General features: G+C 69.5%; 21 protein-coding genes and 1 pseudogene. 5 read left to right on the plus strand and 17 right to left on the minus strand.

The window, feature by feature from the left end:
* Nucleotides 1-7: 7 nt before the first annotated feature.
* From ybeY to aspS, 4 genes are read right to left on the minus strand one after another with little or no spacing between them, the layout of a single operon-like run.
* Nucleotides 8-463: an rRNA maturation RNase YbeY gene (gene ybeY, locus ACN9M6_RS00905; protein WP_419161032.1), complete on the minus strand. Its 456-nt coding sequence runs from the start codon at nucleotides 461-463 to the stop codon at nucleotides 8-10.
* A complete protein-coding gene (locus ACN9M6_RS00910) occupies nucleotides 460-2,892 on the minus strand; it encodes an HD family phosphohydrolase (RefSeq protein ID WP_419161033.1) in 2,433 nt (810 codons plus the stop codon). Before ACN9M6_RS00910 ends, ybeY begins: the two co-directional genes overlap by 4 nt.
* A complete protein-coding gene (locus tag ACN9M6_RS00915; RefSeq protein WP_419161034.1) occupies nucleotides 2,889-3,848 on the minus strand; it encodes a PhoH family protein in 960 nt (319 codons plus the stop codon). The genes ACN9M6_RS00910 and ACN9M6_RS00915 overlap by 4 nt, the downstream gene beginning before the upstream one ends.
* Nucleotides 3,849-3,854: 6 nt before the next feature.
* A complete protein-coding gene (gene aspS, locus ACN9M6_RS00920; RefSeq protein ID WP_419161035.1) occupies nucleotides 3,855-5,714 on the minus strand; it encodes an aspartate--tRNA ligase in 1,860 nt (619 codons plus the stop codon).
* A gap of 23 nt (nucleotides 5,715-5,737) precedes the next feature.
* On the opposite strand from aspS, the gene rlmN reads away from it, so the two are divergent.
* Complete coding sequence (gene rlmN / locus ACN9M6_RS00925; protein WP_419161036.1) at nucleotides 5,738-6,853, plus strand: 23S rRNA (adenine(2503)-C(2))-methyltransferase RlmN; 1,116 nt, start codon at nucleotides 5,738-5,740, stop codon at nucleotides 6,851-6,853.
* Nucleotides 6,854-6,895: 42 nt separating this feature from the next.
* On the opposite strand, the gene ACN9M6_RS00930 is transcribed toward rlmN, so the two are convergent.
* Nucleotides 6,896-7,465 (minus strand): LytR C-terminal domain-containing protein, encoded by a 570-nt coding sequence (locus ACN9M6_RS00930; RefSeq protein ID WP_419161037.1) that lies wholly within the window; start codon nucleotides 7,463-7,465, stop codon nucleotides 6,896-6,898.
* 150 nt (nucleotides 7,466-7,615) lie between these two features.
* A complete protein-coding gene (locus ACN9M6_RS00935; protein ID WP_419161038.1) occupies nucleotides 7,616-8,248 on the minus strand; it encodes an HD domain-containing protein in 633 nt (210 codons plus the stop codon).
* A gap of 60 nt (nucleotides 8,249-8,308) precedes the next feature.
* On the opposite strand from ACN9M6_RS00935, the gene ACN9M6_RS00940 reads away from it, so the two are divergent.
* Complete coding sequence (locus ACN9M6_RS00940) at nucleotides 8,309-10,093, plus strand: NFACT RNA binding domain-containing protein (protein WP_419161039.1); 1,785 nt, start codon at nucleotides 8,309-8,311, stop codon at nucleotides 10,091-10,093.
* The gene (locus ACN9M6_RS00945; protein WP_419161040.1) at nucleotides 10,083-10,724 is read left to right on the plus strand and encodes an ADP-ribosylglycohydrolase family protein; all 642 of its coding nucleotides are present in this window, start codon (nucleotides 10,083-10,085) and stop codon (nucleotides 10,722-10,724) included. The genes ACN9M6_RS00940 and ACN9M6_RS00945 overlap by 11 nt, the downstream gene beginning before the upstream one ends.
* Before the next feature lie 58 nt (nucleotides 10,725-10,782).
* Here the strand turns inward: ACN9M6_RS00945 and ACN9M6_RS00950 are convergent, their stop codons facing one another.
* From ACN9M6_RS00950 to ACN9M6_RS00965, 4 genes and pseudogenes are all read right to left on the minus strand, one after another.
* Nucleotides 10,783-10,947, minus strand: coding sequence for a hypothetical protein (locus tag ACN9M6_RS00950; RefSeq protein ID WP_419161041.1), 165 nt, complete (start codon nucleotides 10,945-10,947; stop codon nucleotides 10,783-10,785).
* Nucleotides 10,948-11,140: 193 nt separating this feature from the next.
* Nucleotides 11,141-11,398, minus strand: a pseudogene (locus ACN9M6_RS00955) (ion transporter); the annotation flags it as partial.
* 17 nt (nucleotides 11,399-11,415) lie between these two features.
* Nucleotides 11,416-13,716, minus strand: coding sequence for an acyl-CoA dehydrogenase (locus ACN9M6_RS00960; protein ID WP_419161042.1), 2,301 nt, complete (start codon nucleotides 13,714-13,716; stop codon nucleotides 11,416-11,418).
* A 2-nt stretch (nucleotides 13,717-13,718) separates the two neighbouring features.
* Nucleotides 13,719-14,177, minus strand: coding sequence for a CDGSH iron-sulfur domain-containing protein (locus ACN9M6_RS00965; RefSeq protein ID WP_419161043.1), 459 nt, complete (start codon nucleotides 14,175-14,177; stop codon nucleotides 13,719-13,721).
* 413 nt (nucleotides 14,178-14,590) lie between these two features.
* On the opposite strand from ACN9M6_RS00965, the gene ACN9M6_RS00970 reads away from it, so the two are divergent.
* Together ACN9M6_RS00970 and ACN9M6_RS00975 are read left to right on the plus strand one after the other, a co-directional pair.
* Nucleotides 14,591-15,481: a JmjC domain-containing protein gene (locus ACN9M6_RS00970; protein WP_419161044.1), complete on the plus strand. Its 891-nt coding sequence runs from the start codon at nucleotides 14,591-14,593 to the stop codon at nucleotides 15,479-15,481.
* An 86-nt stretch (nucleotides 15,482-15,567) separates the two neighbouring features.
* Nucleotides 15,568-15,996 carry a VOC family protein gene (locus ACN9M6_RS00975; protein ID WP_419161045.1) on the plus strand — a complete coding sequence of 143 codons (429 nt, stop codon included), beginning with the start codon at nucleotides 15,568-15,570 and terminating at the stop codon, nucleotides 15,994-15,996.
* A gap of 12 nt (nucleotides 15,997-16,008) precedes the next feature.
* On the opposite strand, the gene ACN9M6_RS00980 is transcribed toward ACN9M6_RS00975, so the two are convergent.
* The 7 genes from ACN9M6_RS00980 to ACN9M6_RS01010 form a co-directional block, all read right to left on the minus strand.
* A complete protein-coding gene (locus tag ACN9M6_RS00980; protein ID WP_419161046.1) occupies nucleotides 16,009-18,411 on the minus strand; it encodes a choice-of-anchor B family protein in 2,403 nt (800 codons plus the stop codon).
* 13 nt (nucleotides 18,412-18,424) lie between these two features.
* Nucleotides 18,425-19,186, minus strand: a complete 762-nt coding sequence (gene trpA / locus ACN9M6_RS00985; RefSeq protein ID WP_419161047.1) for a tryptophan synthase subunit alpha — start codon at nucleotides 19,184-19,186, stop codon at nucleotides 18,425-18,427.
* The gene (locus ACN9M6_RS00990; RefSeq protein ID WP_419161048.1) at nucleotides 19,183-21,231 is read right to left on the minus strand and encodes a prolyl oligopeptidase family serine peptidase; all 2,049 of its coding nucleotides are present in this window, start codon (nucleotides 21,229-21,231) and stop codon (nucleotides 19,183-19,185) included. Before ACN9M6_RS00990 ends, trpA begins: the two co-directional genes overlap by 4 nt.
* 161 nt (nucleotides 21,232-21,392) lie before the next feature.
* Complete coding sequence (locus ACN9M6_RS00995) at nucleotides 21,393-21,527, minus strand: type II toxin-antitoxin system RelE family toxin (RefSeq protein WP_419161577.1); 135 nt, start codon at nucleotides 21,525-21,527, stop codon at nucleotides 21,393-21,395.
* Complete coding sequence (locus tag ACN9M6_RS01000) at nucleotides 21,524-21,748, minus strand: ribbon-helix-helix protein, CopG family (RefSeq protein WP_419161049.1); 225 nt, start codon at nucleotides 21,746-21,748, stop codon at nucleotides 21,524-21,526. Before ACN9M6_RS01000 ends, ACN9M6_RS00995 begins: the two co-directional genes overlap by 4 nt.
* 33 nt (nucleotides 21,749-21,781) lie before the next feature.
* Entirely contained in the window at nucleotides 21,782-23,029 is a 1,248-nt protein-coding gene (locus ACN9M6_RS01005; protein WP_419161050.1) for an amidohydrolase family protein, read from the minus strand.
* Nucleotides 23,026-24,432 carry an amidohydrolase family protein gene (locus ACN9M6_RS01010; protein ID WP_419161051.1) on the minus strand — a complete coding sequence of 469 codons (1,407 nt, stop codon included), beginning with the start codon at nucleotides 24,430-24,432 and terminating at the stop codon, nucleotides 23,026-23,028. The genes ACN9M6_RS01005 and ACN9M6_RS01010 overlap by 4 nt, the downstream gene beginning before the upstream one ends.
* Nucleotides 24,433-24,497: the final 65 nt, after the last annotated feature.

The following is a 24,497-nucleotide window of genomic DNA, read 5'->3' on the forward strand; positions in this document are numbered from 1 at the left end:
GGGAATGCTACGCGCGGTCGCGAACCTCGGCCAGCAGTCGTTCCTGAAGCTCGAACATCGGAGACGCGTAGCGCCCCTCGCCTTCCGGGTGGTCGTGACCCAGCAGGTGGAGGATCCCGTGGATGACGAGCCGCAGGATCTCCTCGTCCGGATCGAGGCCGAGTGCGCGCGCCGAAGCCTCCGCCACCTCGGGACAAATGTAGACGTCACCCAGCAGCGGGTCCTCGCCCAGCCCGAAGGCCAGCACGTCGGTAACGTCGTCGACCCCGTGATAGTCGCGGTTCAGTACCCGGATCGATTCCGCCGACACGAGGGTGATCGACAGCTCGGCGTCCTGCGTCGGCGCGCGCCCCCTCCCGAGCGGCGCGCGCGCGGCGGCCTCGAGGGCGAGTTCCGGGGGACCGTCCCACTCAGGCGGGAGGTTGAGGCGGATCGTGGGCAGTGAGGGCTCCGGCCGGGTCAATCCGGCTCGGCTTCCGGCTCCAGCGGCGGGATGGGGCCCGTGTCGCCCTGGGCCGCCTGCTCGAGATCGATCGCCAGCTGCCCACCGTCCTCCCCCGCGGCCGCAGATGGTTCCAATTCCTCCGGCTCCGGCTTGTCCGACGAGGGCTCGGGCGCGGCCTCGCCGGGCGCCACGGGCGTGGGGTAGTCGATCCGGTGGTGGTACAGCCCCGTGAGGACGTGGGCGAACTCCCGCTTGACGATACGCAGATCCCTGTAGGTGAGCTGACAGTCGTCGAGTTCGCCGTGGTCGATCCGGTCTCCCACGAGACGATCGATGAGCGCGCGGATCCGCTCCGGGCTCGGGTTCGTCAGCACGCGCGACGCCGCTTCCACCGCATCCCCCAGCATCGCGACGCCTGTCTCCCTGCTCTGCGGCTTGGGTCCCGGATAGGCGAAATCGTTGGGATCGATGTCGGCGCCCCCCTCCTGGGAACGCGCCTTCTGGTAGAAGTACTGGATCGTCTGGGTGCCGTGATGTTCGCGGATGAAGTCCTTCACGACCTCGGGCAGGCGGGCCTCCTCGGCCATCCGCAGCCCCTGCCGCACATGGTCGCGCAGGATCTCGGCGCTCTGCCACGGCGTGAGGCGGTCGTGCGGGTTCAGCCCGCGGGGCTGGTTCTCGATGAAGTACTGCGGCCGCTCCAGTTTCCCGATGTCGTGGTAGTAGACGCCGACCCGCGCCCGCAGCGAGTCGGCCCCGATTTCCTCGCACGCCGCCTCGACCAGATTCGCGACGTTGATCGAGTGGGCGTAGGTACCGGGCGCCTCGCGCGCGAGCCGTCTCAGGAGCGGCCGGTTCATGTCGGACAGTTCGAGCAGCGACTGATCGGTCGTCCGACCCGTGAAGACCTCGAGCAGCGGCAGCGCCACCCCCATGCCGAGCCCGGTGCACAGCGTCGCATTCAGGGCTCCGAACGCCGCGGTCGAGCCGAGATCACTGAGCGAATAGTGGCCGGTGAGGTTGAGAAGGACGCCGGCGCCGATGTAGGCCGCCGAAATCAGGACGATCAGCACCCAGCTCTGCGAGCGCGTCCGGATGCTGCTCATCACGAAGGCCGCCGTCACCCCGCCGGCCACCGTCACCATGGGCGCCGCGAGTCCCGTGAAATGCGGCTGGCCCATGAGGATCCCGGCGATGGTCGAGACGACGATCAGACCCAGCAGACTGTCGAACAGCGCCGCCGCGAGCAGCCCGGCGAGGGCCACGGGCACGAGCGCCGGGGAACTCTCCGTGGCGGCGACGACACCGGCCGCCGACATCACGACCACGATCAGGCCGAGGAGGACGCTGAAGCTGCGCAGGTCCTCGTAGATGTCACACCGGAAGCGGTACGTGGCGAAGACGAGGATCCCGAGCATGCTCATCACGAGGAGGATCATGCCCAGGTCGTGCACGAACCCCGTCCCCGAGGCGGCCAGGCCGCGTTCGATGAGTTGCGTCTCGTAGGCGACCAGGCGCCGGTGGGCTTCCTCGCTCACCACCTCGTTCTCGGTGATGATGCGCTCGCCCTCGAGCACGAAGCCCTCGAACTGGGGGATCGCGGCCCGGGCCAGGTCCCGCGTCTGGCGCGTCTCGTCCTGATCGATCCGCAGCGTCGGCTGCGCCTGAAGGATCAGCTGCTGGAAGATCATCGCCCCCTCGGGCTCCAGCCGACCGGTGATCCCTTCCCGCGCCTCCCGGGAGAAGTCGCCAAATCGGAGGAGGTCGGCGACGGGCCGCACGCGGTCTTCGCCCCCCGCGCCCTCGTGCACGACGACGTTGACGGAGCTGATGTCCGCGAGATCGCTCTGGCGGACTACCCCTTCCCGCAGTCTCTCGAACGCGGCCTCCAGTTCCGTGCGCAGCTGCTCGCGCGCGTCCTCGTCGAGGAAGTGGTCGATGAGGAGGGAGTCGATCGCCTGTTCGGCCGAGACGTTGATGCCCATCTTCCGCACCACTCCCTCGACGCCGGTGCGGACGAGCGACGCTCCGGCCACCGGATCCAGCCCTTCCTCGGCGGCCCGCGCTTCCGCCCCGCTGATGACCGTGTCGATTCGTGCGAAGAACGCGTTTGCCCGCTCGATGCTGCTGTCGGCGCGCGCCGGTTCGAAGCGCAGCGTCGGCGTGACCCCGGCCTCGGCTTCTTCCTGCTGTTCGCGAAGCCGGTCGGGATCCTTGGGGACATCGAAATCGAACGCGGCGTTCACCGTCTGCCGGGCGACGCTGCCGGGGAGGATGCCCTCGAATTCGGGCAGCGAGGTCTGCGGGAAAAGCAGGGGGACGGCGAGCGCGATGAGGAGTACGATCCCCGCCCGGAACCCGTGGTGGACCCACGCGTCCTTCCGCCCCCCGGCCGGCGGCCGGTTCACGGGGCGCAGGTAGTCTCGGACGCGGCGGAGCAGACTCAACGCTCAGACTCCCGGTACGCGCGAATGATCTCCTTCACGAGGCGGTGTCGCACGACGTCCGCGTCGTCCAGGTAAACGAAGTCGATCCCCTCCACGTCGCGCAAGACGTCCTCGATCTCGAGGAGACCCGAATCTTCCGGTTTCGGGAGGTCGATCTGGGTCTTGTCTCCCGTGATCACGGTCTTGGAGTTCAGCCCCAGCCGGGTGAGGAACATCTTCATCTGGGCCGTGGTCGCGTTCTGCGCCTCGTCGAGGATGAGGAAGGCGTCGGAGAGGGTGCGGCCCCGCATGTAGGCGAGCGGCGCCACCTCGATCACGCAGTCCTCGATCGACCGGCGGACGCGGTCCGGCGGCATCATGTCTTCGAGCGCGTCGTACAGAGGGCGCAGGTAGGGGTCGACCTTCTCGCGGATGTCGCCCGGCAGGAAGCCCAGCGCCTCGCCGGCTTCGACCGCGGGACGGGTGAGGATGATGCGCCGCACCCGCTTCCGGTTCAGTGCCTCCACCGCCGCGGCCACCGCGAGGTAGGTCTTGCCCGTGCCGGCCGGACCGATACCGACGACGATGTCGCGGTCGCGGATGGCGGCCAGATACTTCTCCTGCCCCGGAGACTTGGGCCGGATCGCCCGCCGCGCCCCCGCCAGCGCGACCTCGGCCTGCCGCGGGGCGGAGGATTCGGCGTCCCCGGCGTCCCCGTTCGGAGGGTCGAGGAACCGCTCCACATCCACGGCATCGAACGGGCGTCGCAGTCGGGCGTAGCGGATCATGCGCCGGGCCGTGGGCGAGGCGCGGTCGACGTCGGCCTGCGGCCCGGAGAGGATCATCTCGTCGTGGCGCAGCACCACGCGGATGTCGCAGTGGCGGGCGAGCGTGGTGAGGTGCGAGTCGTTCACGCCGGCCAGCAGTTGCTGATCGGCGCCCTCGATGGAAAGGCGTCTTTCTGTCGCGACGGTCACGCCTCGCTACTCCTGTGTCTTTCTCTGCGTGTTTCTCGGAGACGCCGAGATACCGACTTCCTCCAGTTCCGACGGGTCCACGGTCGAGGGCGATCGCTCGAGCAGCCCCCGGGCCGCTGCCGTCTTCGGGAACGCAATCACGTCCCGGATCGACGCGCACCCGACCATCTCGGCCACGAGGCGATCCATGCCGATCGCGAACCCTCCGTGCGGCGGGACCCCGAACCGGAACGCCTCGAGCAGGAAACCGAACCGCGTCTCGACCTCTTCCGGCGTCAGCCCCGTCGCTTCGAGGATTACGCGCTGAACGTCGGGAAGGTGACAGCGGATGCTGCCGCTCCCGAACTCGATCCCGTTGTAGACGAGGTCGTACGCGCGCGCCGTGACGGAGAGGGGATCCTCGCGCAGGCGCTCGGGGTCGGGGTCCGACGGCATGGTGAAGGCGTGCTGCGCCGGGACGGGGAGACCGGTGTCGGGGTTCTCCTCGTAGAGCGGGAACTCGGTGATCCAGAGCCATGCCTCCCGACTCTCGTCGAGGGCGTCGAGTTCCCGGGCCGCCGCGCGCCGCAGTCGGTCGAGGGCAGGCGAACTCTCCGAGTCCGTACCCGCGACCAGGAAGACGAGGTCGCCCTCCCCTACCCCGAACTTCGTTTCGAGCACGCTCGCCACCTCTTCGCTCACGACCTTCGCGGGGGGCCCGGACCAGCCTGCCGCGGAGCGCTTGAGCCACAGGGCGCCCTTGGCGCCGGCCTCGCGGGCAAGTCCGTCGTAGTGTGCGATCCGGGAGCGGGAGAGCGTCGCTCCGCCCGGGAGAACCAGCCCTCGCACGCGGCCCCCGGCTCTCGCCGCGCCATCGAATATGCCGAACCCGATGCCGGTCAGCGCGTCGGTGAAATCCCGGATCTCCCACGGGATCCGCAGGTCCGGCTTGTCGGTACCGAAGCGTTCCATCGCCTCCGCGTGGGGCAGCCGCGGGAAGGGCACCGGGAGGTCGAGGTCGAGTCCGTCCCGCCACACGCGCTGGAACATCTTCTCTGCGGCCAGGAATACGTCATCCTGTTCGACGAACGCCATCTCGACGTCGATCTGGGTGAACTCCGGCTGCCGGTCCGCGCGCAGGTCTTCATCGCGCAGGCACTTGGCGATCTGGAAGTAGCGGTCGAAGCCGCCGCACATGAGGAGCTGCTTGTACAGCTGCGGCGACTGCGGCAGCGCGAAGAACCGGCCCTGATGGACCCGGCTGGGGACAAGATAATCGCGGGCCCCCTCCGGCGTCTGGCGCGTGAGGAGCGGGGTCTCGATCTCGACGAACCCCTGTTCGGAGAGCGAGGCGCGCACCGCGTTCGTCGCCACGTGCCGGAGCCTCAGGTTCCGCTGCATCTCCGGGCGCCGGAGGTCGAGGACGCGGTGACGGAGGCGCAACTCCTCCGACGGCAGCTCTTCATCGGGAGGCTGGTACACGAGGATCGGCAGCGGGTCGGCGACGGAGATCCGCTCGAGACTCGACACCCGGAGATCGATCTCGCCCGTGAGCATGTCCGGGTTCGCCTCGGGCCGCGGCGTGACGACGCCCGTCGCCTGGACCACGTCCTCGGGGTTGAGCGCGGCTGCGAGTTCGAGAGCCTCCGGATCCGACCACTCCGGGCCGAACGAGAGCTGGAGCAGGCCGGTCCGGTCGCGGAGGTCGACGAAGAAGAGCCCGCCCAGGTCGCGCCTGCGGTGCACCCACCCGATGACCCGGACTTCGCGCTCCGCCCACGAGGCCTCGACCTGTCCGCAGCCGGCGTCGCGCCAAGCCGTTTCGAGATGGGCCGGCTCACGCCGTTCGATCAGGGGCGATAGTTTGGTCAGGGGAGTTCGTGGCACCAGGAACCGGGTTCGCAGAAGTGGTGAGAACGCCTGAAGATATGGCTTTTTCGACGACGCCAGCAAGGCGAGAGGGGGGGCGTGCGACCTGCGACCTGCCGGAGCTTCTCGCCGAGCCGGGGGAGGACACGCGGCAGCGGCTGGGCCGTTTCTTTCGAGAGCGGGGAGAGCCCGAGTACCGGGCCGGGCAGGTCGAGAAATGGGTCTGGGAGCGGGCCGCGCGTTCGTTCGATGAGATGACGAACATCCCCGCGGCGCTCCGGGAGCCGCTGGCGGAGGCGTACTCCCTCACCCCGATCGAACCGGACTACGTGGCCCGTTCGAGAGACGGGACGATCAAACACCTGTGGCGGCTGGACGACGGAGAACGCGTCGAGTCGGTGCTCATCCCCACGCGTGACCGTCTCACGCTGTGCCTGTCCTCGCAGGCCGGGTGCGCGCTCGCCTGCCGGTTCTGCGCCACGGGGTACTTCGGGTTCCGGCGCCAGCTGCGGGCCGCCGAGATCGTGGCGCAGTACCGGGAATCGCTGCGCGTGGCGCGCGAGGAACTGGGGCGGCCGATCTCAAACGTCGTGTACATGGGGATGGGCGAACCGCTGGCGAACCTCGACGCGGTCATCGGCTCGCTCCGGGCGCTGCACGAGGGGTTCGGACTCGGGGCCCGGCGGATCACCGTGTCGACGGTGGGGCTCATCCCCGGGATCCTCGAACTCGCGCGGCGTCCCGAGCCGTTCGAACTCGCGCTCTCGCTGCACGCGCCGACGCACGACCTGCGGCTCGAGTTGATGCCGATCGAGAAACGGTATCCGCTCCCGGAGCTGTTCGAGGCGCTACGGAAGTATCAGAGCTACAAGAACCGGCGCCTGAGCTTCGAGTACACGCTCATCCGAGGGGTAAACGACGACCCGGCGCTGGCCGACGCGCTCGCGGACCTGGCGGAAGGACTCATCTGCTTCGTGAATCTCATCCCCTTCAACTCCATCCCCTCCAGGCCGGAGTGGAGCCCGAGCTCTCCATCGGCGATCGAACGTTTCTCGGCGGGGCTGGCGGCGCGCGGGGTGGGCAACGCGGTGCGGAGGCCGCGGGGACGGGATATCGCGGCCGCGTGCGGGCAGCTTCGGCTGTCGCGGGAAAGCTGAGCGGGCGCCGGATCAGCGGGCGCCGGATCAACGGGCGCCGGATCAGCGGCGGCCGAACGCCTCCGGCCAGTCGCTCCCCACCACGACCGTCACATCGAGGTAGAGGTCGGGATTGAGCTCGACGGTGACCGAGTCCGTCTGCAGCCCGTCCGCGACTTCCACGGCGGCCCCGAGCCGGCCGGAGCGATCCAGGACGTGGGTGACGCCGTGCTCGAAGTGGTCGGCGTTGTCGGTGGCCACGACATCGAAGCCGAGTTCCCGTAGTCGGTTGGCGAACCGGCGGGCGAGACCCGCCTCTCCGACCCCGTTGAGAACCTCGACCTTGATCCGGTTGGAGAAGTTGAGCTGGGTCGACAGACTCTCCGGTGGCGGGGGCGTCGTTGGGTCCACCGCGGCTGGCTCGACCGCCGGATCCGCCGCCGGCGCCACCAGCCGCACGACCTGCCCCTCCTCCCAGAACAGACCGATGAGCGCACCCGCCCCGACCAGTACCGCCGTCGTGATCAGGCCCCGGAACGCGGAGACCACTTTCTGGAAGGGGCCCCGCCTTCTGCGATAGCGTTCGCGACCCTGGGGAACTCTTCGAACCTGCCGTCTTGACCTCGAACGCACCTAGCCGCCTCCCGTCGTCCTCCCCACCACCACCGACAGCGCTCGACCACCCTACACGTCCTCACTATACCGCGGGAGCCCACATGCTCCCTGAAACGATTTGCGCAAATCAGCGCGGGGACGCAAGCCCGGCGGCCAGTCTGGAGCCAGTCAGGGGCCAGTCCGCGGCCAGCCGGGGGGCGGCTCCGGCGCCGTGATCAGCTGCCAGAAGCCCGCCGTGATGGCGGGGATCGGGATTCGGCGCTCAAGGAGGGTCCCGATCTTTGCGGTCGCGATCTCGCCCAGCACGGCGTACCAGTCCCGGGGCATTCGGCGACGCCACTCGGCCCGCTCCGGCACCAGGCCCCGGCGGCCGGGCTCCAGATAGTCGGCCATGTAGAGCGCCTGTCCCAGCGCGCGGAAGTCGGAGTGACCGGTGGTGTGGTGTGCGATGGCCGTCAGCAGCGGCTCGTCGTCGACCCCCGCGGCCCGCAGCCGGCTCGCACACGCGGGGCCGTGGAGAAGTGACCCGGGCCATTCTTCCGCGTCGTCGAGATCGACGACCTCGGGGCGCAGGGTTTTCGGAGATTCGCCCTTGAGGGCGTCGTGAAGGAGTCCGGCCGCGCGCCAGCGGATCCGTTTCGTGGTGCCGTGGCCGAGGACTCCACTCCACTCCCACAGCAACTCGCCGACCCGCTCGGTGTGGCGGCGGCGGCGGTCGCTCATCACGGCCCATGCGGGGTGCCGCTGCTCGGCGCCGGCCGCGTGGATGATGGGGTGGATTGTGGAGTGGGGCTTCGCCAAGAGGGATCGCCTCGAGCGTGGAGTTTGTCGGGATCGCGCGGGGAGCCGAATATAGACGCAATGTCCGTCCGTTACGACTCGCTCCTCGCCCGAACCCTGGCCCGCGAGATTCTCGACCGCTGGCAGGGCTGCCGCATCGCCGGTCTCCGCATGGCGTCGGGGCGGCGCGCCCTTGAACTGGCCTTCGAGGACGGGTCACGGCTCGTCGCGATGCTGCACCCCCTGCACGGGTACCTGCTCGAACGTGCGCCCCACGCACCGGCCGCCGGAGTGGGAGGGAAGGCGCTGCGCGTGGGACGCCTGTCGCTCCTCGACGCGCGGGCTCCCGCGGACGAACGGGCTCTGCTGCTGACTTTCGGGGACCGGACGGGATGCCCGTGGGAGCTGCTGGCGATCGAACTTCAGACCCGCCGCCGGAACGCCGTGCACTGCCGCCGGATCGAGGACGGCGAGGGCGGTACGGACGGCGCGGGTGCCCCGGACGGCGACAGCTCCCCGTGGCGTATCGAGACGGCCCTGCTGTCGCGCGATGCGGGCGACCGCCCCCTGCGCCGGGGCGCGTGCTACGTCCCGCCGGCGTCCGCCCGCCGCGGGGTCGCGGCTCCACCGTCGGAAGCCGACTGGGCCGCCGTGCTGACCGGGGACGACGCCGGGCAGGCTCCGGACGACGCTGGCCGCCGCCGGGCCGTGCTGCAAACCTGGGCCTGGACGAGCGCGCTCAACGTCGACTGGATCCTGGCCGGCGAGGATCCGGCCGAAACGTACGCGCGATATCGCGACCTCCACGCGCTCGCGGCGGCACCTCCGGAGGGCCGCCGCCCGGCCTACCTGCTCGAACGCCGGGCAGGCCCCCAGCCCTACCCGCTTGCTCTCGGCCCTGGCCGCAAGGCGCAGGCCGGACTCCTCGATGCGGCCACGCAACTGGTCGCCGCGGCCGGCGGCCCCGCCTCGCTCCTCGACGCTCTCCCCGCGAAGACCGACGACGACGCCGACGGGGACGAAGCCGCGCAACTCGGAAAGCGGCTGAAGGCCCGCCGCAAGCGACACCAGCGTCGCGCCGCCGCCCTCGAACGACAGCTCGCGGCGGCCGGGCCCCCGGACGAACCGCGCCTCCTGGGGCAAATCCTCCTCGCCCGCAAGGACGAGGTTCGGAAGGGGGCTTCGACCGTCACCCTGGCGGGCTTCGACGGAGCGGATCACGAGATCGCACTCGACCCGGCGCGTGACGTCGTCGCCAACGCGGAGGGCTACTTCGACGAAGCCCGCCGCCGCGAGCGCGCGCTGGAACGACTACCCTCCGAGATCGCCGCGGCTGCGGAGCGCGCGGCCGAGTATGACGCACACCTCGAACAGTTCGCCGAGTCCGGGCCATCGGAGGCCCTGTGGGCCGTGGCCGGAGGGAAGCCTTCGCGCCCCGGGGCCCGCGGGGGGGCCAGCCGCCAGCCCGAACCTCGGCTGCCCTACATACGGCTCCGCACGTCCGGCGGCCTGGAACTCCGGGTGGGGCGCGGTCCCCACGACAACGACGACCTGACCTTCCGGCACTCCGCGCCGGACGACATCTGGCTACACGCCTCGCAGGCGTCGGGCGCCCACGTGATCCTGCGCTGGGGACGCAAGGACGAGAATCCCCCCCGCCGCGACCTGCTCGAGGCCGCCGTCGCGGCTGCGGTCCACAGCGGCGCGCGCCATAGTGGCACAGCCCCGGTCGTCTGGACCCGCCGCAAGTACGTGCGGAAACCTCGGAAGTCCCCACCGGGAACGGTCACACCCACCCGAGTCCAAACGATCTTCGCCAAACCGGACGGCAACCTCGTGAAGACGTTGCGCCAGGATGATCGTTGACGTTTCCGCGGAAACGTTTCGGGGCACGGATCCCCGTCCGGATCGCGCGCACGGCTGCCTTCTCGGCCAGCTCGCCGGGGATTCGCTCGGCAGTCTCGTCGAGTTCAAGGGTCCCGGGGAGATTCGACGCCTGTACCCCGAGGGCGTCCGCGACCTCGAAGACGGAGGGCCGTGGAACATCCTGGCCGGGCAGCCGACGGACGATTCCGAAATGGCGCTGGCGCTGGCCCGAACGCTCGTCGCACGCGGGAGCTATGACGCGGATGCGGCGGAGGCCGTGTACAGAGATTGGCTTGACTCCGGCCCGTTCGATTGCGGCGAGACCATCCGCCGGGGCCTGCAGGGGAACTCCAACCCGGACAGCCAGGCCAACGGGGCGCTGATGCGGATCAGTCCTCTGGGGATCTTCGGAGCACGCCTCCCGCTCGACACGGGACTCGAAACGATCGCGGCGTGGGCACGACAGGACTCGGAACTCACGCACCCAAATCGTGTGTGCCTCGACGCGAATTCTCTCTTCACCAAGGCGCTGGTACATGCCGGCGTCATGCGTCCGCGTCCCCAGGTGTATTGGCCAGGCGACGCCCTGGACCTCGCCGCGCAGTTGCTCGGACCTGATCCCGTTCCGTAGGCCGAAGCGCCGGGTGCAGGGTCCCGGAAGACGTTTCCGCGGAAACGTCCGGGGGAAGTCAGCGCGCCTCGAGGAGGGCGCGGATCTCGGCGAGTTCCTGGCGGATCGCGCTCAACTGCCGATCCTTCGCATTCTCTCTCGGCCGGATCACCCACGACACCAGCGTGGCCGTCAGCGTCCCGACCAGAGCCGCGCCGACCGTCATCAGACCGAGGCCGATCACGCGTCCTTCCGGTGTGACCGGGAAGGGGTCCGTCTGCTGGCCGGTCATGACCGTGAAGAAGGACCATCACAGGGCGGCCGGACCCGAGCCGATGTCGCCACCCGCCCCCCGTTCGAGATAGAGGACGGCGATGCTCGATCCCACCACCGTCAGGATCGCGACGGATACGGCGACCAGGGCCGACGACCCTCGCCGCGCGGACCCCTCTCAGGAGTCTCGGAATCCGCAGGATGCGTCCGATCCGGAACGCCCGGAGTTCGACGATCGCGGGCAGACTCGAGAGAAGATCGATCCAGCCCCAGGTGATCAGGTATCGCTTGCGATCTTCGGCACGCGCGAGGGAGATCAGGAAATCCATGAAGAAGACGCCGCAGAAGGCGGTGTCCAGATACAGGAGTATGCGCATGATCTCGGGTGACGCGGTGCGAGATCCCTGATCTCCTCCAGTCATGCTTCCTCCCGGTTTTCCTAGAGGCCGATCGAGCCTTCGAGGCAGAAACGGGGAACGTCGAACGCGTCCACGAGCGGGATCGCCTGCGGACGAATCTCTGCGCAGAGGGCGGTGACCATCTTGCGGATCGCCTTGCTCTTGGGCGGGTCCAGATAGCCTTGCTCGAGGAACCACGCCGCATCCCGCTCAATCGCTCCGAGCGCATAGAGACAGCGCAGCCGCTCGAGCCACTCGGCGACGCCCGAAGTGGGCGTTCGGGCCTCGGCTGCGATCGTCGACCGCAGGATCTCGCGCTCGACGTGGGCGCGGGCGGCGGTCAGAGCGTGATGCTGGCAGGCGGTGAGGGCGTCGAAGGAGGTCATTCCGCTCGCCGTCCGGTGTCGGATCCGCCGGGCGAGCGAGAGCACGAGATCCGAGCAGCGGGCCACGAGGAGCACGTCCTGAAACTCGGGGTCGCGAAGGTGGGCTTCGCTCGTTTTTCGAGAGACGATCGGGTTGCGGTCGGCCACGGCCCGCCGGGCGCGCTCCGCCGCGAAACGCGCCATGCCGAGCGCGCCCAGATCGCCGAACTGCTGGCGGAAGCCGGTGAGCAGATCCTTCGCCACGAGCTGCATGAGGACGGTGTTGTCGCCCTCGAACGTCGTGAACACTTCGGTGTCGGCCTTGAGCGCGGCGAAGCGGTTGTGCGCCAGATAGCCGCGGCCCCCGCACGCCTCCCGGCACGTCTGGATCGTGTCCGACGCGTGCCACGTGGCGTAGGCCTTGAGCCCGGCGGCGATCGCCTCCACGCGCCGGCGGTCCGCGCTGCCCGATGCCCCGGATTCCGCAGATTCCGCAGATTCCGCAGATTCCGCGGCGAGGTGCTGCGCCTGGAGGTCGTGGAGCGCGAAGTTGAGCGCGTACGTGGTGGCGAGGCGGGGGAGCAGGCGCCGCTGGTGGCTGGGATAGTCGAGCAATACTCGCTCCGGCTCCCCCGGCGGACCGAACTGGCGGCGGCGGGCGCCGTAACGGACCGCGATGGCGAGGGCCACCTTGGTCGCGCTCAGCGCGGCGCTCCCCACCGCCACGCGGCCACCCACCAGGGTGCCGAGCATGGTGAAGAACCGTCGGGCGGGGCTGGCGATCGAGCTCCGGTAGACCCCCTCGCCGTCGATGGAGCCGAACCGGTCGAGGAGGTTCTCGCTCGGCACGCGCACCTGATCGAACAGTAGCCGTCCGTTGTCCACGCCGTTCAGGCCCAGCTTCTCGCCGCAGTCTTCGATCGTCACGCCGGGCATCGGTGCCCCGTGCTCGTCGCGGAGGGGGACGAGGATCGCGTGCACCCCCCGCCCTTCGCCGTCCACCTCCAACTGCGCGAACACTGTGGCGAGGCGGCCGTCCCGGGCCGCATTGCCGATGTAGTCCTTGCGCGCCCCCGGGACCGGCGTGTGGACCACAAGCTCGCGCGTGTCGGGCTCGAAGACGGCCGTGGTCTCGATGTCATAGACGTTGGACCCGTGCAGCGTCTCGCTCATCGCGAAACAGCCCGCGAGTTCGAGCGTGCCGACGTCTTTCAGATATTTTCGGTGATGCCGCCGCGAGCCCAGTTGGTAGATGCTGCCGCCGAACAGTCCGAACTGGACGCCGAACTTCGTGAGCAGGCTGAGGTCGAAGAAGGCGAGCGTCTCGAAGGTGGCGACGAAGCCCGCGGGGTCACCGCCGCCCCCGTACTCCGCGGGATAGCCGAGGGCCCCCAGCCCCTCGTCGGCAAGCATGCGGCACCAGGCCGTCACCTGCGTTCGGTAGTCCGACGTGGACAGGCCGATCACATGTCGGAAGCGGCCGTCCGCCAGGAGTTCGCGGACCCGCCGCCGGGTTCCGGGGGCCGCGCCGCCGATGAAGCGCGCCATGGCCTCCTGGTCGAACCTCGTCGGGACGACAGGGAGCGGCGCGATGGGCCGGATCGGGTCGAACAGCGTGGCCACGGCGTCGGCCCCTCCCAGCCCCAGGGCCTCCTCGATGCGCAGGATCGCTTCGCGCTCCTCGCGCGTCGGGTGCTCCCCATCGGCCTCCGCGATCGCGATCCCCAGCTCGGTGAGGGAACGACGGCGCTCGGGCAACACCTCGGCTGCTCGGCGACGAACTGTACTGAGCAGGTGGACGAGACGATCCGCGGGAGGCGGCGCGTCGGGATCCAGCCACTCGGCCAGCGTCCCCTCGGGGAGGCCCGCCACGCGCAGGTGCCGCCGCAGCATGTCGAGTTCTTCGGCCGCGAGTTCGCCGTCCGCCCAGGCGATGTAGAGGAGGGGGTAGAAGGCGAGCGATCCCGGCTCAGCCACGGTCAGAGGCCTTCCGCCTCGAACTCGATCTCCTTGTGGGCCCCGTCGCAGAAGGGCTTGTTCTTCGAGGCTCCGCAGCGGCACAGCGATGGACTCGCGAACCGCGCGGTCCCCTCGTGCCCGGCACCGCTGAGTTCGATCACGCCGTCAAAACGGTACGGACCGTTCGCGTTCGCCCCCACGACGACTGCGGCCCGGTCCTCACCGACATGATCGCTGGCTACGGCGCGCGTCGTGTTGATGGGGCCCGACGCCTCGAACCCGGCGTCCCGGTGCGAGCCGTCGCAGAACGGCTTGTTGCCGGAGTGCCCGCAACGACAGAACCAGACCCGGGACTCCGACCGCGCGTCCTCCTCTCCCGGCACCCGCACCCGCAGCGGGCCCTGCGCCAGAAGGGGCCCGTCGCCCTCGCAGCGGACCGTGCAGACTTCGCCGCTGTCGCCATCGGTGTGTGTCGGCATCGAGATATTCGCCTCCGCGCCTCGGATTCCGGTGCGGAATCGTGATGGCTCGTCGTGGATCATCCTGGATCGACGAAAGGAAACCCCGCGACATCCCCTCTGCAAGGCGCCACAGGACCCCGCGGCGCGCTGGTTGCTACCCCTCTCAACCGCCGGTATCGTACCGGCGACGCTTTACCCGAGCAGGGACCTCATGTCGGGTCTCCTGCTGAATACAAGAGCCCATATCACGCCGAAGGGTAGCTCCCCGAGGCAGGGTGAATAGGCAGGACCAACCCGCAGTTATCCTGCTTGGGTGGCGTCAATGGCCCGACGCCATCTATCCAGGCAAGCCTGACGATGGCCGACCGGTAACACCCCGAAGCCGAATCATTGAACCCGGCCCCCTGCCCACTCGCTCCCGGGACCTGCCGATGGCGACAGATGCTGTCTCGCCGGACTCGAAGATGTGGACGATCCATCACCAGACCGACGCGGTGATGGACCCGTTCGATGAATCCGATCCCCTGAGCTGGATTCTCGGTTTCCCCAATGCCGAGGTCCTGTTCCTGGGCGAGATTCTCGGCAGAAACGCCCTTCTCTGCCGGGATGTGCGCAGGGATCGATTCCGTGAACTCGTCTCTCCGGAAGTATCGAACCGGGATCTCGAGACCCAGGCCCCCGGACCGGGAGAGAGTGCGGTTGTCCTCGAGGCCTTCGACGAGCGGCACGAGCCGCTGGGGCGATTGTGCGCCGCGTTCGCCCGGCAGGCGGGAGCCCTGACCTGGGCGGACCTGCATCTGAGCTTCCCCGGACCGCGAGGTCCCAGGCCGCTCTGGGAGGCGCACGACACTTTCGTGATGCAGATCGATGGCTCGACACGGTGGCGCATCTACGAGGGGGGTCGAGAGGCCCCGACGGGCAACCCGCCCCTGCACCCGGCGGCGTACAGGCCCGGGCCGGTGGCGGCGGAACTCACCCTGTCGGCGGGGGATGCGCTCTATGTTCCGCGCGGGATCATGCACGCCGCGGAAGCTCGGGAGAACGCCGCTCTCCATATCGCGCTGATCTCGCTCCCCTACACATGGTCCCAGTTCCTGCGAGACTGTCTCGAAGACCTGACATCGAAGTCGAGGCGGTGGCGGGACAGCCTCCCCTACGGCTTCCCGCAGCAGGCGGAGATGGACTTCGGCCCGATCCGGGACGAACTGAAGAGCCGGCTCCTGACCCTCCCCTACGAACTCGACTCCGCAGCCATACTGGCCGCGTGGCTGGATGAGGTCGGCGCCGCAGTCCGGCGCGATGATCGGTCGGGAGACGCCTGAGGTCACCGTCCGGGCACGGCGGTCGGTTGGTGGTCGAGGCTCGGCGTGGTACTCTCGGGGCGAACCACAAGCCGATAGAGGAGCATATGAAGAACCCGCCGGATGGCTGGCCGAGAATCGCGCCCGCCGTGTTCTACGACGATGCCGCCGCCGCGATCGACTGGCTGACGCGCGCCTTCGGATTCGACGTGCAGGAGAGAGTCGAGAACGAGCAGGGACAGATCGTGCATTCGCAGCTCGTCATGAACGGCGGCCTCATCATGGTCGGACAGGCGGGCCTGTCACCGGACCGGACATACCTTCGATCTCCCCGGGCCGTCGACGGCGCGAACACGCAGGCACTGGCCGTGTTCGTGGACGACGCCGACGTCCATTGCGAGCAGGCGCGTGAGGCCGGCGCCGAGATCGTGACGGAGCCGGCCACGCAGGACTACGGCGAGGGCTACTGGTCGGAGAGAGGCTACCAGGCCCGGGACCCCGAGGGTCACTACTGGTGGTTCATGCAGCGCCTGTGAGGCCGGCAGGGATCAGGGGACGAGTTCGGTTCGTCTCGGTTTGAGGAGGAAGACGCCCTCGAGCATGCTCGTCACCAGCACGGTCTCGCTCTCGAACCAGGGGAAGGCGGTCCAGGCGCCGTTGAAGCCCGGGGGATCCGCACCGTAGGGCGTGGTGTCGAAGAAGCCCACCTCCCGCAAGTTCTCGGGATCGCTGATATCGACGACGCGGAAGCCGGCCTGATAGTTGGCCTGATACATCCGGTCGCCCTTCACATAGAGGTTGTGGTCCGTCGCGTTGTTGGGTCCGTAGTACTCCGCGACCGCGACCGGGTCGTCGAGGTCCGTGACGTCCCAGACGATCGTCTTCGTGCGGTCCGTCGTGCCGACGAGTTCGTCGAGTTCGTCGTCCAGGTAGAAGTAGCGCCGGTCGTCGCTCAGCCACCCCTGATGGATGTACGCGACGCCGGGGTACGCGGCGGCCGAGATCGGGGTCGGGTTCGACTTGTCCGTCACGTCGACGATCCGGAGCGCGGTCTCGTTCGAGGCGAAGCACAGTTCCCGGCCCTGGTAGTCCATGTCGGGCCCGTCGTAGACGAGACACTGCGCGTCGTGCGTCCGCCCCTGGAAGAGCAGCCCCTCGGTGTCGGTGAAGCAGCCCGCGAACTCGGGCGACAGCGGCTGGCGGATGTCGATCATCACGAGCCCGCCGCCGCAGGTGTGACCGTCCCCGCTCGTGGAGACGGTGAACGCGGTGCCCGCGTCGGTGTCGATGATGAGGTTGTGCGCGCTCCCGATCTCGTCCCAGCGCAGGTCGGGGGTGAACTCGACCGGGGCGTTCGTCACGTCCCTCAGCCGGGTGAGATCGAACACGACGAGGCCGTGGTCCCCCGCCCCGTCGCCGGTGAAGAAGAGGTGGTCCGCGTAGACCTTGAGGTCGCGGGCGCCGCTGCGGTTCGCGGGGATGACGCCGAGGTAGACGGGGTTCACAGCGTCGGTGACGTCGACGATCGCCGCGCCGGCCGAGCGGCCGACGAGCCCGTATTCCCGGCCCGTCTCGGGGTCGGTCCAGCCCCACGCGTCGCTGACCCGTTCGCCGGGTTCGGCCCCGATCGAGGCGAGGGGGAGGTAGGCCTGGAGGTCGACGTCGGCGCAATCGAAGCCGGCGGCCCGGTCGTCCTCGCAGCGGACTTCCGCCGCTGTCACGGCCTCGGGCGGGCTGCCGGCGCGCAGCCAGACCGGCCCGGACCAGTCGCCATCGCCGGTCTCCTCGTAGACGGCGACCAGACCCGCGCTCCCCTCGGCCTCGGGGCTCCCGACGACGGCGAGGCCGGAGCGGAGGGACAGCGCGGCCCCGAAGCCGGCGACGGACTCGGTTCCCTCCGCGGTGAAGGAGCCGGTGCCCCGCCATCCGGACGCCATGTCCGCGCGAGCGAATCCGTCCACGCGGCCGCGGCCGTCCGTGGCTCCCGGGGCGCCGACGAGCAGTTGGAGCCGGGTGGCGGCGAGCGCAGCGCCGAAACGCTGGCCCGCTCCAGACTCGCGCGGCGCCAGCGTCGTGCTCTCGACCCACTCGCCCGTGGCCCGGCGGACGAACGGGATCACCCGGCCGGTGGAGCCGTCGGCGGCAGGCGCGCCGACCGCGAGTTCGTCGTCCGTGACGAAGAGGATAGTGGCCCCCAGACTCGCGCCGCGGCCGAGCCCGGGCGATGCGAGCGTGGCCTGGCGGTTCCAGCTCCCGTCCTCGCCGCGCGCGAAGACGTATACCGTCCCGGACGCTCCCTGGCCCGGCGCCCCCACCGCCGCGATACCGCCACGTACGGCCATCGCCGCCCCGTACCGTGCGGCAGCCTGAAGATCTCCGGCCATCAGCGACGCCGTGGCGCTCCACGCGCCGTCGCCGCCGCGCTCGAACACCTGCACGCCGGTTCGCGCGCCCTGCCCGTTTGGCGCCGCCACGAGCGCCACATCGCCGTCCGCCGCAACGACCCGTGCGGGGGGCCGCAGGATGGCCATGACCCGGCCCATACTCATCTCTTCCGGCGCGGCGGCGGCTTCGGACCGGAGCTCCAGCGCCCCCGACTCCGTCCAGTCTCCCCCCGTTGCGCGTGTGAACCCGTACGCTCCCAGCTTCACCTGCGGGTCCCCGCTCGCCACGAGAAACCCGCCCCTCACCGGCGACATGGTGCGGCCGAACGACTCTCCGAGAAGCGAGCCCGTCGACCACAGTTCCTGTGCCTGCGTCCAGCTGTCCCCGTTCTTCTCGAACACGAGAACCGACGCCGGCCCCCGGCCGAACTCGGGCTTGACCACGAGGATCTGGTCCGCCGCCGGAGCCCAGACCGCCGCTCCAAACCCGTCCTGTGCGGCGGCGGACCCAGCCGAGGCGGCCAGGAAGAGCACGAAGAGTGGGAGCAACAGAGCACGCTTTGTCATTGTTCTTTTCCGTTCAGTGCACGGCGGCGGCAAGGGCAGCGGACAGCTCCCCGAACGCGGCTTCGCTGCGGCCGAGCGCCGCGATGAGTGCGGATCCCACGACGACCCCGTCGGCCATGCCCGCGACCGCAGCCGCCTGGTCCGGCGTCGAGATCCCGAACCCCACGGCCACGGGCAGCTGCACCATCCTCCGGAGCTTGCCGACCTGGTCTTCGAGCGCGGCATCCAGCGCCTTTCGCGCGCCCGTCACGCCGAGCCGGGAGATGTAGTAGAGGAACCCCGAGGCGTGGCCGAGGATCGTCTCGAGCCGCGCCCGCGGCGTCGTCGGCGCCGCGAGGGGAATCAGATCGAGCGAGCCGGCAGCGATCCGACGCTCGAGCGGCGGGTGCGACCCCACGGGGAGGTCGGTGACGAGCAGGCCCGCCGCACCCGCGGCCTCCGCGCGCTCGAGGAAGCGTTCCACCCCCATGCGCAGGATCGGGTTCAGGTAGGAGAAGATGACGACCGGCGGCAGGTCGACCGAGAGTTCGGCGAGTTGGTCGAGCGCGGACTCGACCGTGACCCCCTGCTCCAGCGCGCGCCAGCTCGCGGCCTGGATCGTCGGCCCGTCCGCGAGCGGATCGCTGAACGGGATGCCGAGTTCGATGATGTCCGCGCCGTCCGCCGCCAGCCGCTCGAGTAGACGAGGCGTGTCCGCCGGCCGCGGAAACCCGCTGGACAGAAAGGGGATGAAGGCTTTGCGCCCGTTGAACGCCCCTTCGATCCGGGACGTCAAGAAGCGTCGTCCTCCGTCGTCACGGCCGCCCGGTGCGTCCCCCACTTCTCGAACCACTTCCTGAGGTAGAGCTGCGTGCGCAGGAAGTTGGACGGCTTCGAGCTCGTCCCGTGCCATTCGCCCTGGAATCGTACCATGACCGTCGGCACGCCCTCATAGTGGAGCGCCTGATAGAACTCCTCCGTCTGGCCCATGGGCGTCCGCAGGTCCATCTCCCCCGTCATCAGCATGGTGGGCGTCGTCACGTTCTCCACATAGAAGATCGAGGACCGGTCCATCCACTCGGCCGCGTCCTCCCAGAACGGCTTCTCGAACGTGCGCAGATAGCCGATCGCGTCCGACGTCCCCATGGCGGACATCCAGTTCACGATCGGACAGTTGGCCGACGCCGCGCGGAAGCGGTCGGTGTTGCCGACGATATAGGAGGTGAGGATGCCGCCGCCCGAACATCCATAGACGAAGAGATTGTCCCGGTCGATGTAGCCCCGCCGCAGCATCTCGTCGACGCCGCCCATGAGGTCGGGGAAGTCCGCGCCCGGATAGTCGTGGTTGATCGCGTTCGCGAACCGTGTGCCGTAGCCCGTGCTCCCCCGGGGGTTCGTGTAGAGGACCACATAGTCGTTCGACGCGTGTTCCTGGAAGGCGAAGTTGAACCCGCCGTTGTACATGCCGTGCGGCCCGCCGTGAATGGCGAGGACCAGCGGATATTCGCGCTCCGGATCGAAGTCGGGCGGCTTCACGATCCACCCCTGGATATCGAAGCCGTCCGTCGACTCGTACCAGACTTCCTCCACCTCACCGAGCGTCACGCCGTGCAGCACGTCCGCGTTGACCTCCGTGAGGCGGACCGCGTCGCGAGCGTTCGAGAGAGAGAACCGATACAGGTCGCCGGGCTGATGATCGGTCGAAATCGTGCCCACCGCCGTCCCGTTCTCCGCGAACGAGGAAAGCGAGAACAGTTGGGCCCCCTCCGTCAGTTGCGTGACCCCGCCGTCCACCGAAACGAAGTGGAGTTGACGATACCCCTCCCGGTTCACGTTGAAGTAGAGACCACTCCCGTCCGGCGCCCACTGGAAACCCCCGGACTGGCGGTCATAGTCACCCGAGATCAATCGCGAGCCGGACCCGTCGCGGTTCATGACGTAGATCTTCTGGTTCCGGTACGTGTCCCGGTGTTCGTCCCCCGCGGTGTAGGCGATCAGACGGCCGTCGGGCGAGGGGACGGGTCCCGCGTCGGGGCCGCGCCGGTCCGTGAGCCGCCGGATCTCGCCGGACTCCAGGGAGACGGCGTAGATCTCCGACTCCTGCCAGTTCGAGGGACGGTCCCAGTCGGGAGAGCGGTAGGACGTGAAGTAGATCTCGGTCCCGTCGGGGCTCCAGGCGATGCCCCCGTGGTTCCAGTCTCCGTCCGTGAGCTGGCGGGCGGCGCCGCCATCTGCCGGCACGATGAACACATGCGTCCAGCCCGTGTCCACGTAGCCCTGGCGGTCGCGCTTGTAGCCGGCGCGCTCGACGATCTTGGGGCCTTCCGTCCAGGTGGCCCCGTCGGGACGGGAGGGAAGGTCCACGCCCGCGAAGTCCGCCCGGTGGTCCACGCGGCTCGTGAACGCGATCCACCTCCCGTCCGGAGACCAGCGGGGCGACGACGGCCCGTTCTCGAGGCGTGTGATCTGGCTCGTGAGGCCCTCGTCGTCCATCCAGCGCACGAAGATCTGCGACCCCGAGGGCTCCCCCGCCGCCGTATACAGGATGCGGGTTCCGTCGGGGGACCAGCGCGCGCCGCCCCCGTCGATGAGCGCCCGCTTGCGGCCCCCGTCGGCGTCCATGATCCGCAGGGAGGACTCCCGCCGGTCATTGATCCTGTCCACCCAGCCGAGCGTGTACACGACCTGCGACCCGTCGGGCGAAATCCGGGGATCGGAGACGGATTCCATGTCCATGTAGATGTCGAGCGACAGCCGCCGGGTCTGGGCCTCGGCGTCGGCAGCCAACCCTCCGGCGAAGAGGGCCGCCAGGAGGGCGGCGCATCCAAGTCTCGTCTTCATCCTTCACTCCTTCAGCTTCGCGCAGCCCGCAGCCGCGCAATGGTGGGCGCTCAGCGCGCAGCCGCCGGACCATCGGCGTCCATGCCATGGCGGCAAGACAGGATTATCGGAGATCCGCGAAGGGGTGGCCAGACGGGCAGGATCTTGCCGCGGACCGGCTGCTAGCTCCGCCTGTAGACGGTCCCTCGATGAGCGACGCGTACGACGAGTACCACCAGCGCATCGTCAAGCACCTCGTACACCACCCGGTAATCGCCGACCCGGACGCGCCGAAGGCCGCGGAGGCCTCCTTTCAGGGAACTGCCCGGAGTATGTCACCCCTGACCTCATCCCAGTCCAGGACGGGATCGCTGGGATCGCGAAGTCGTTCCAGCGCGACCGTCAGATCATCGAAGTCTTCCGGATATCGCTCCAGAGCGTGGCGAACGACATCGGCCCGGCTTCGCCTCAAGGCGGCCGCCGCCGCATCCAGGGCTTCAACCATCGCAGGGGGCACGCGGGCGGTGATCTGATCCATTATCGAGTGTCTCCGACATTCATGTTGGGCCTGCTATGGGTCGATGCGACGGTAGCGCTCGAAGAGTTGCAGCTGCCGCGAGGTCGTGTCGACCTGCCGGCCGTCGATGAAGACGGTCTCGGCGTAGCCGACGAAGTCGAGCGGGTCGTCGGACCAGATCACGACGTTGGCCCGTTTGCCGGGCTCGAGACTTCCGACCGCGTCGTCGATCCCGAACGCGCGGGCCGGCGCCAGAGTGATGGCCTCCAGCGCATCGTCCCAGTCCATCCCGTACCGGACCGCGTTTCCGGCCTCGTGCGTGACCTGACCCACGCGGTGCGAGCTTTGCGTGGTGAGGATCACGTCGACGCCGGCCGCCGAGAGCAGGCCCGGATTCTCGTATCGGGTGGAGAGCCGGTCGAACTGCGTGGGCAGATTCGCGAGCGCCCGGACCATCACGGGCACCCCGGCCGCGGCAAGGCGCTCCGCCAGCAGCCATGCCTCCTCCCCACCGTCGATGACCATGCGAAAGCCGTATTCGGCCTGGATTTCGAGCGCCATTTCGATGTCGGTCGCACCGCTGGCCCGTACGATCAGGGGGATCTCGCCGGCGAGCACCGCGGCGACCGCCGCCTGGCCCGGCTCGCCTGCGTCCTCCTCCACGTCGTCCACCTCGTCCCGGGCGTCCTCGAGCGCTTCGCGAAGCTCCATGACCGCACCGGCCCGGCTCCCCCCGGCGGCCGCCCCGGGGCCGGGGCCGAGCGACGCGTAGAGCGCCACCGGATCGCGGAACAGCACCTCGGCGCGCGTGGCGCCGAGGGTCGTGAGCGCCGCGCCCTGCCCGGAGAGGACGCCGCCCGTGGGCGACGTGATCGCGCCGGTGACGCCGTCGGCCCGGGCGATCGCAAACAGCATCGATCGCGGGTCGAGCCCGTCGCTGACCCGGAACGCACTCCGGTTCGCGCCCCGGTCGAGACTCCCGTGCCGCGTGGACGCCACGGCGCCCACCTCGACGAGGCCCAGCTGCGTGCCGGCTTCGATGAGACCCGGCGTGACCACCTTGCCGGTCGCATCGACGATGGCCGCGTCTCCGACGGGCACCTCCGCGGCCGGCCCGACGGCGACGATGCGGCCGTCCTCCATGAGGACGACGCCGTTCTCGATCGGCGGCCCCGCGACGGGGTGCACGGTCCCGCCGGTGATCGCGATGGTCTGGGCGGCGGCGCCGGCCACGCCGGCCGCGCCCGCGAAGAGCGCCGAGAGTCCGAGCGCAATGCAGGCCCCGCGCCGGGTCGAGGTCATCGGCCGCCTCCCTTCTTCACCAGCCCGAGTTCGAAGTCGCTCACCCGCTGGTAGTCGGAGTCCTTCCGGTCCCAGCGCCGCGCGCCGTCGATCCACACCTGATCTGGAACGGAGTAGACCGAGAACGGGTCGCCGGACCAGAGCACGAGGTCGGCGTGCTTCCCGACCTCCAGCGTCCCCACACGGTCGTCGATCCCGAGGGCCCAGGCGGGGTTGGCCGTGACCCAGCGCAGCGCCTCGTCGCGCGAAATGTCCATCCCCCGTCGCCGGCCCGCCCACATCGACTTGGCGGCCTCGTGGTTCATGTACTGCGCGCGCATGTCGTCGTCGGAATGAACGATCGCGCGGGCGCCCGAAGCGGAGACGAGGGCGACGTTCTCCGGGATCCCGTCGATCGCCTCCATCTTGAATCCCCAGTTCTCCGACCACATGGAGGCGGAGGTCCCGCTCTCGGCCAGGAGATCGCGGATCTTGTAGGCCTCGACCGCGTGGTGGAATGACCGCACCTGGAAGCCGAACTCGCGTGCCACCTGGAGGTTGGTGGCCATCTCGTCCGCCGTGTAGCAGTGCCACTGCACGAGGATGTTGCCCCTCAGCACCTCGGCGAGCGTCTCCAGGCCCAGGTCGCGGTCCGGCGGCCCACCCCGGGGATCGGCCAGCCACGCGTCCCACTCGTCGCGGTACTTCGCCCCGGCGATGAACGCCTCACGGTAGCCGAAGACGTTGCCCATCTTCGTGGTGGGGAACTCGTCGCCGCGCTTCGGATTCTCGCCGCAGGCCAGTTTGACCGTGCGGGGCGCGTCGGGGAACAGCATCTCCTGGGGCGTGCGGGCGGGCACGGGCTTGACCGTCACCCCGCGCCCTTCGATGAGGTCGCCGGAGCCGGGCAACAGTTGCAGCGTCGTCGTCCCGCCCGCGAGGACGCGCACGAACCCGGGACCCTGCGGCCAGATCGAATGTTCGATCCAGACGCCGGGCGTGGTCATGCCGGTCTCGTTGTTGTCGAAGCTCGTCGGAACCTCGGGCGTCGCCGACACGCCGAGGTGAGAGTGCGAGTCGATGAGACCCGGCGTCACGAAGCGCCCGGCTCCGTCGAGGATCACCGCATCCGCCGGCGCCTCGACGTCGCGGCCGATCTGTACGATGACCCCGTCTTCGAACAGGATGCTGCCGACGTATTCCTCGCCGGCCGCGGTCATCAGCGTCGCGCCCCGGATCAGGGTCGGCGGATGCCCGGGGGCGGCGTAGGTCGAGCGCCACGCGCCGTTGGGGACGCCGTGGCGAAGGTCGGCCAGCTCCGCCGCAGTGGGTTGCTGCGCGTCTGCCGATCGGGCCGGCGCGGACCCGGCCAGCCCGGCGGCCGTGGCGGTCGCGAGGAGCAACCGTGCAATCGTGTCATGCATGTGACCCCCTCGATCGTGGTTCCCGCGGGGACCGCGGCGACCGAAAGAATCCGTCGGGCCGGCGC

This window comes from Candidatus Palauibacter sp. (genome assembly GCF_965197445.1).
Taxonomy (GTDB): domain Bacteria; phylum Gemmatimonadota; class Gemmatimonadetes; order Palauibacterales; family Palauibacteraceae; genus Palauibacter.

Bases quoted from the DNA above. Each gene is read 5' to 3' on its own strand.
- ACN9M6_RS00940 (WP_419161039.1), top strand. From the start codon at position 8,309: ATGTCCGTCCGTTACGACTCGCTCCTCGCCCGAACCCTGGCCCGCGAG.
- ACN9M6_RS00945 (WP_419161040.1), top strand. From the start codon at position 10,083: ATGATCGTTGACGTTTCCGCGGAAACGTTTCGGGGCACGGATCCCCGT.
- ACN9M6_RS00965 (WP_419161043.1), bottom strand. From the start codon at position 14,177: ATGCCGACACACACCGATGGCGACAGCGGCGAAGTCTGCACGGTCCGC.
- ACN9M6_RS00970 (WP_419161044.1), top strand. From the start codon at position 14,591: ATGGCGACAGATGCTGTCTCGCCGGACTCGAAGATGTGGACGATCCAT.
- ACN9M6_RS00975 (WP_419161045.1), top strand. From the start codon at position 15,568: ATGAAGAACCCGCCGGATGGCTGGCCGAGAATCGCGCCCGCCGTGTTC.
- ACN9M6_RS00980 (WP_419161046.1), bottom strand. From the start codon at position 18,411: ATGACAAAGCGTGCTCTGTTGCTCCCACTCTTCGTGCTCTTCCTGGCC.
- ACN9M6_RS00990 (WP_419161048.1), bottom strand. From the start codon at position 21,231: ATGAAGACGAGACTTGGATGCGCCGCCCTCCTGGCGGCCCTCTTCGCC.
- ACN9M6_RS01000 (WP_419161049.1), bottom strand. From the start codon at position 21,748: ATGGATCAGATCACCGCCCGCGTGCCCCCTGCGATGGTTGAAGCCCTG.
- ACN9M6_RS01005 (WP_419161050.1), bottom strand. From the start codon at position 23,029: ATGACCTCGACCCGGCGCGGGGCCTGCATTGCGCTCGGACTCTCGGCG.
- ACN9M6_RS01010 (WP_419161051.1), bottom strand. From the start codon at position 24,432: ATGCATGACACGATTGCACGGTTGCTCCTCGCGACCGCCACGGCCGCC.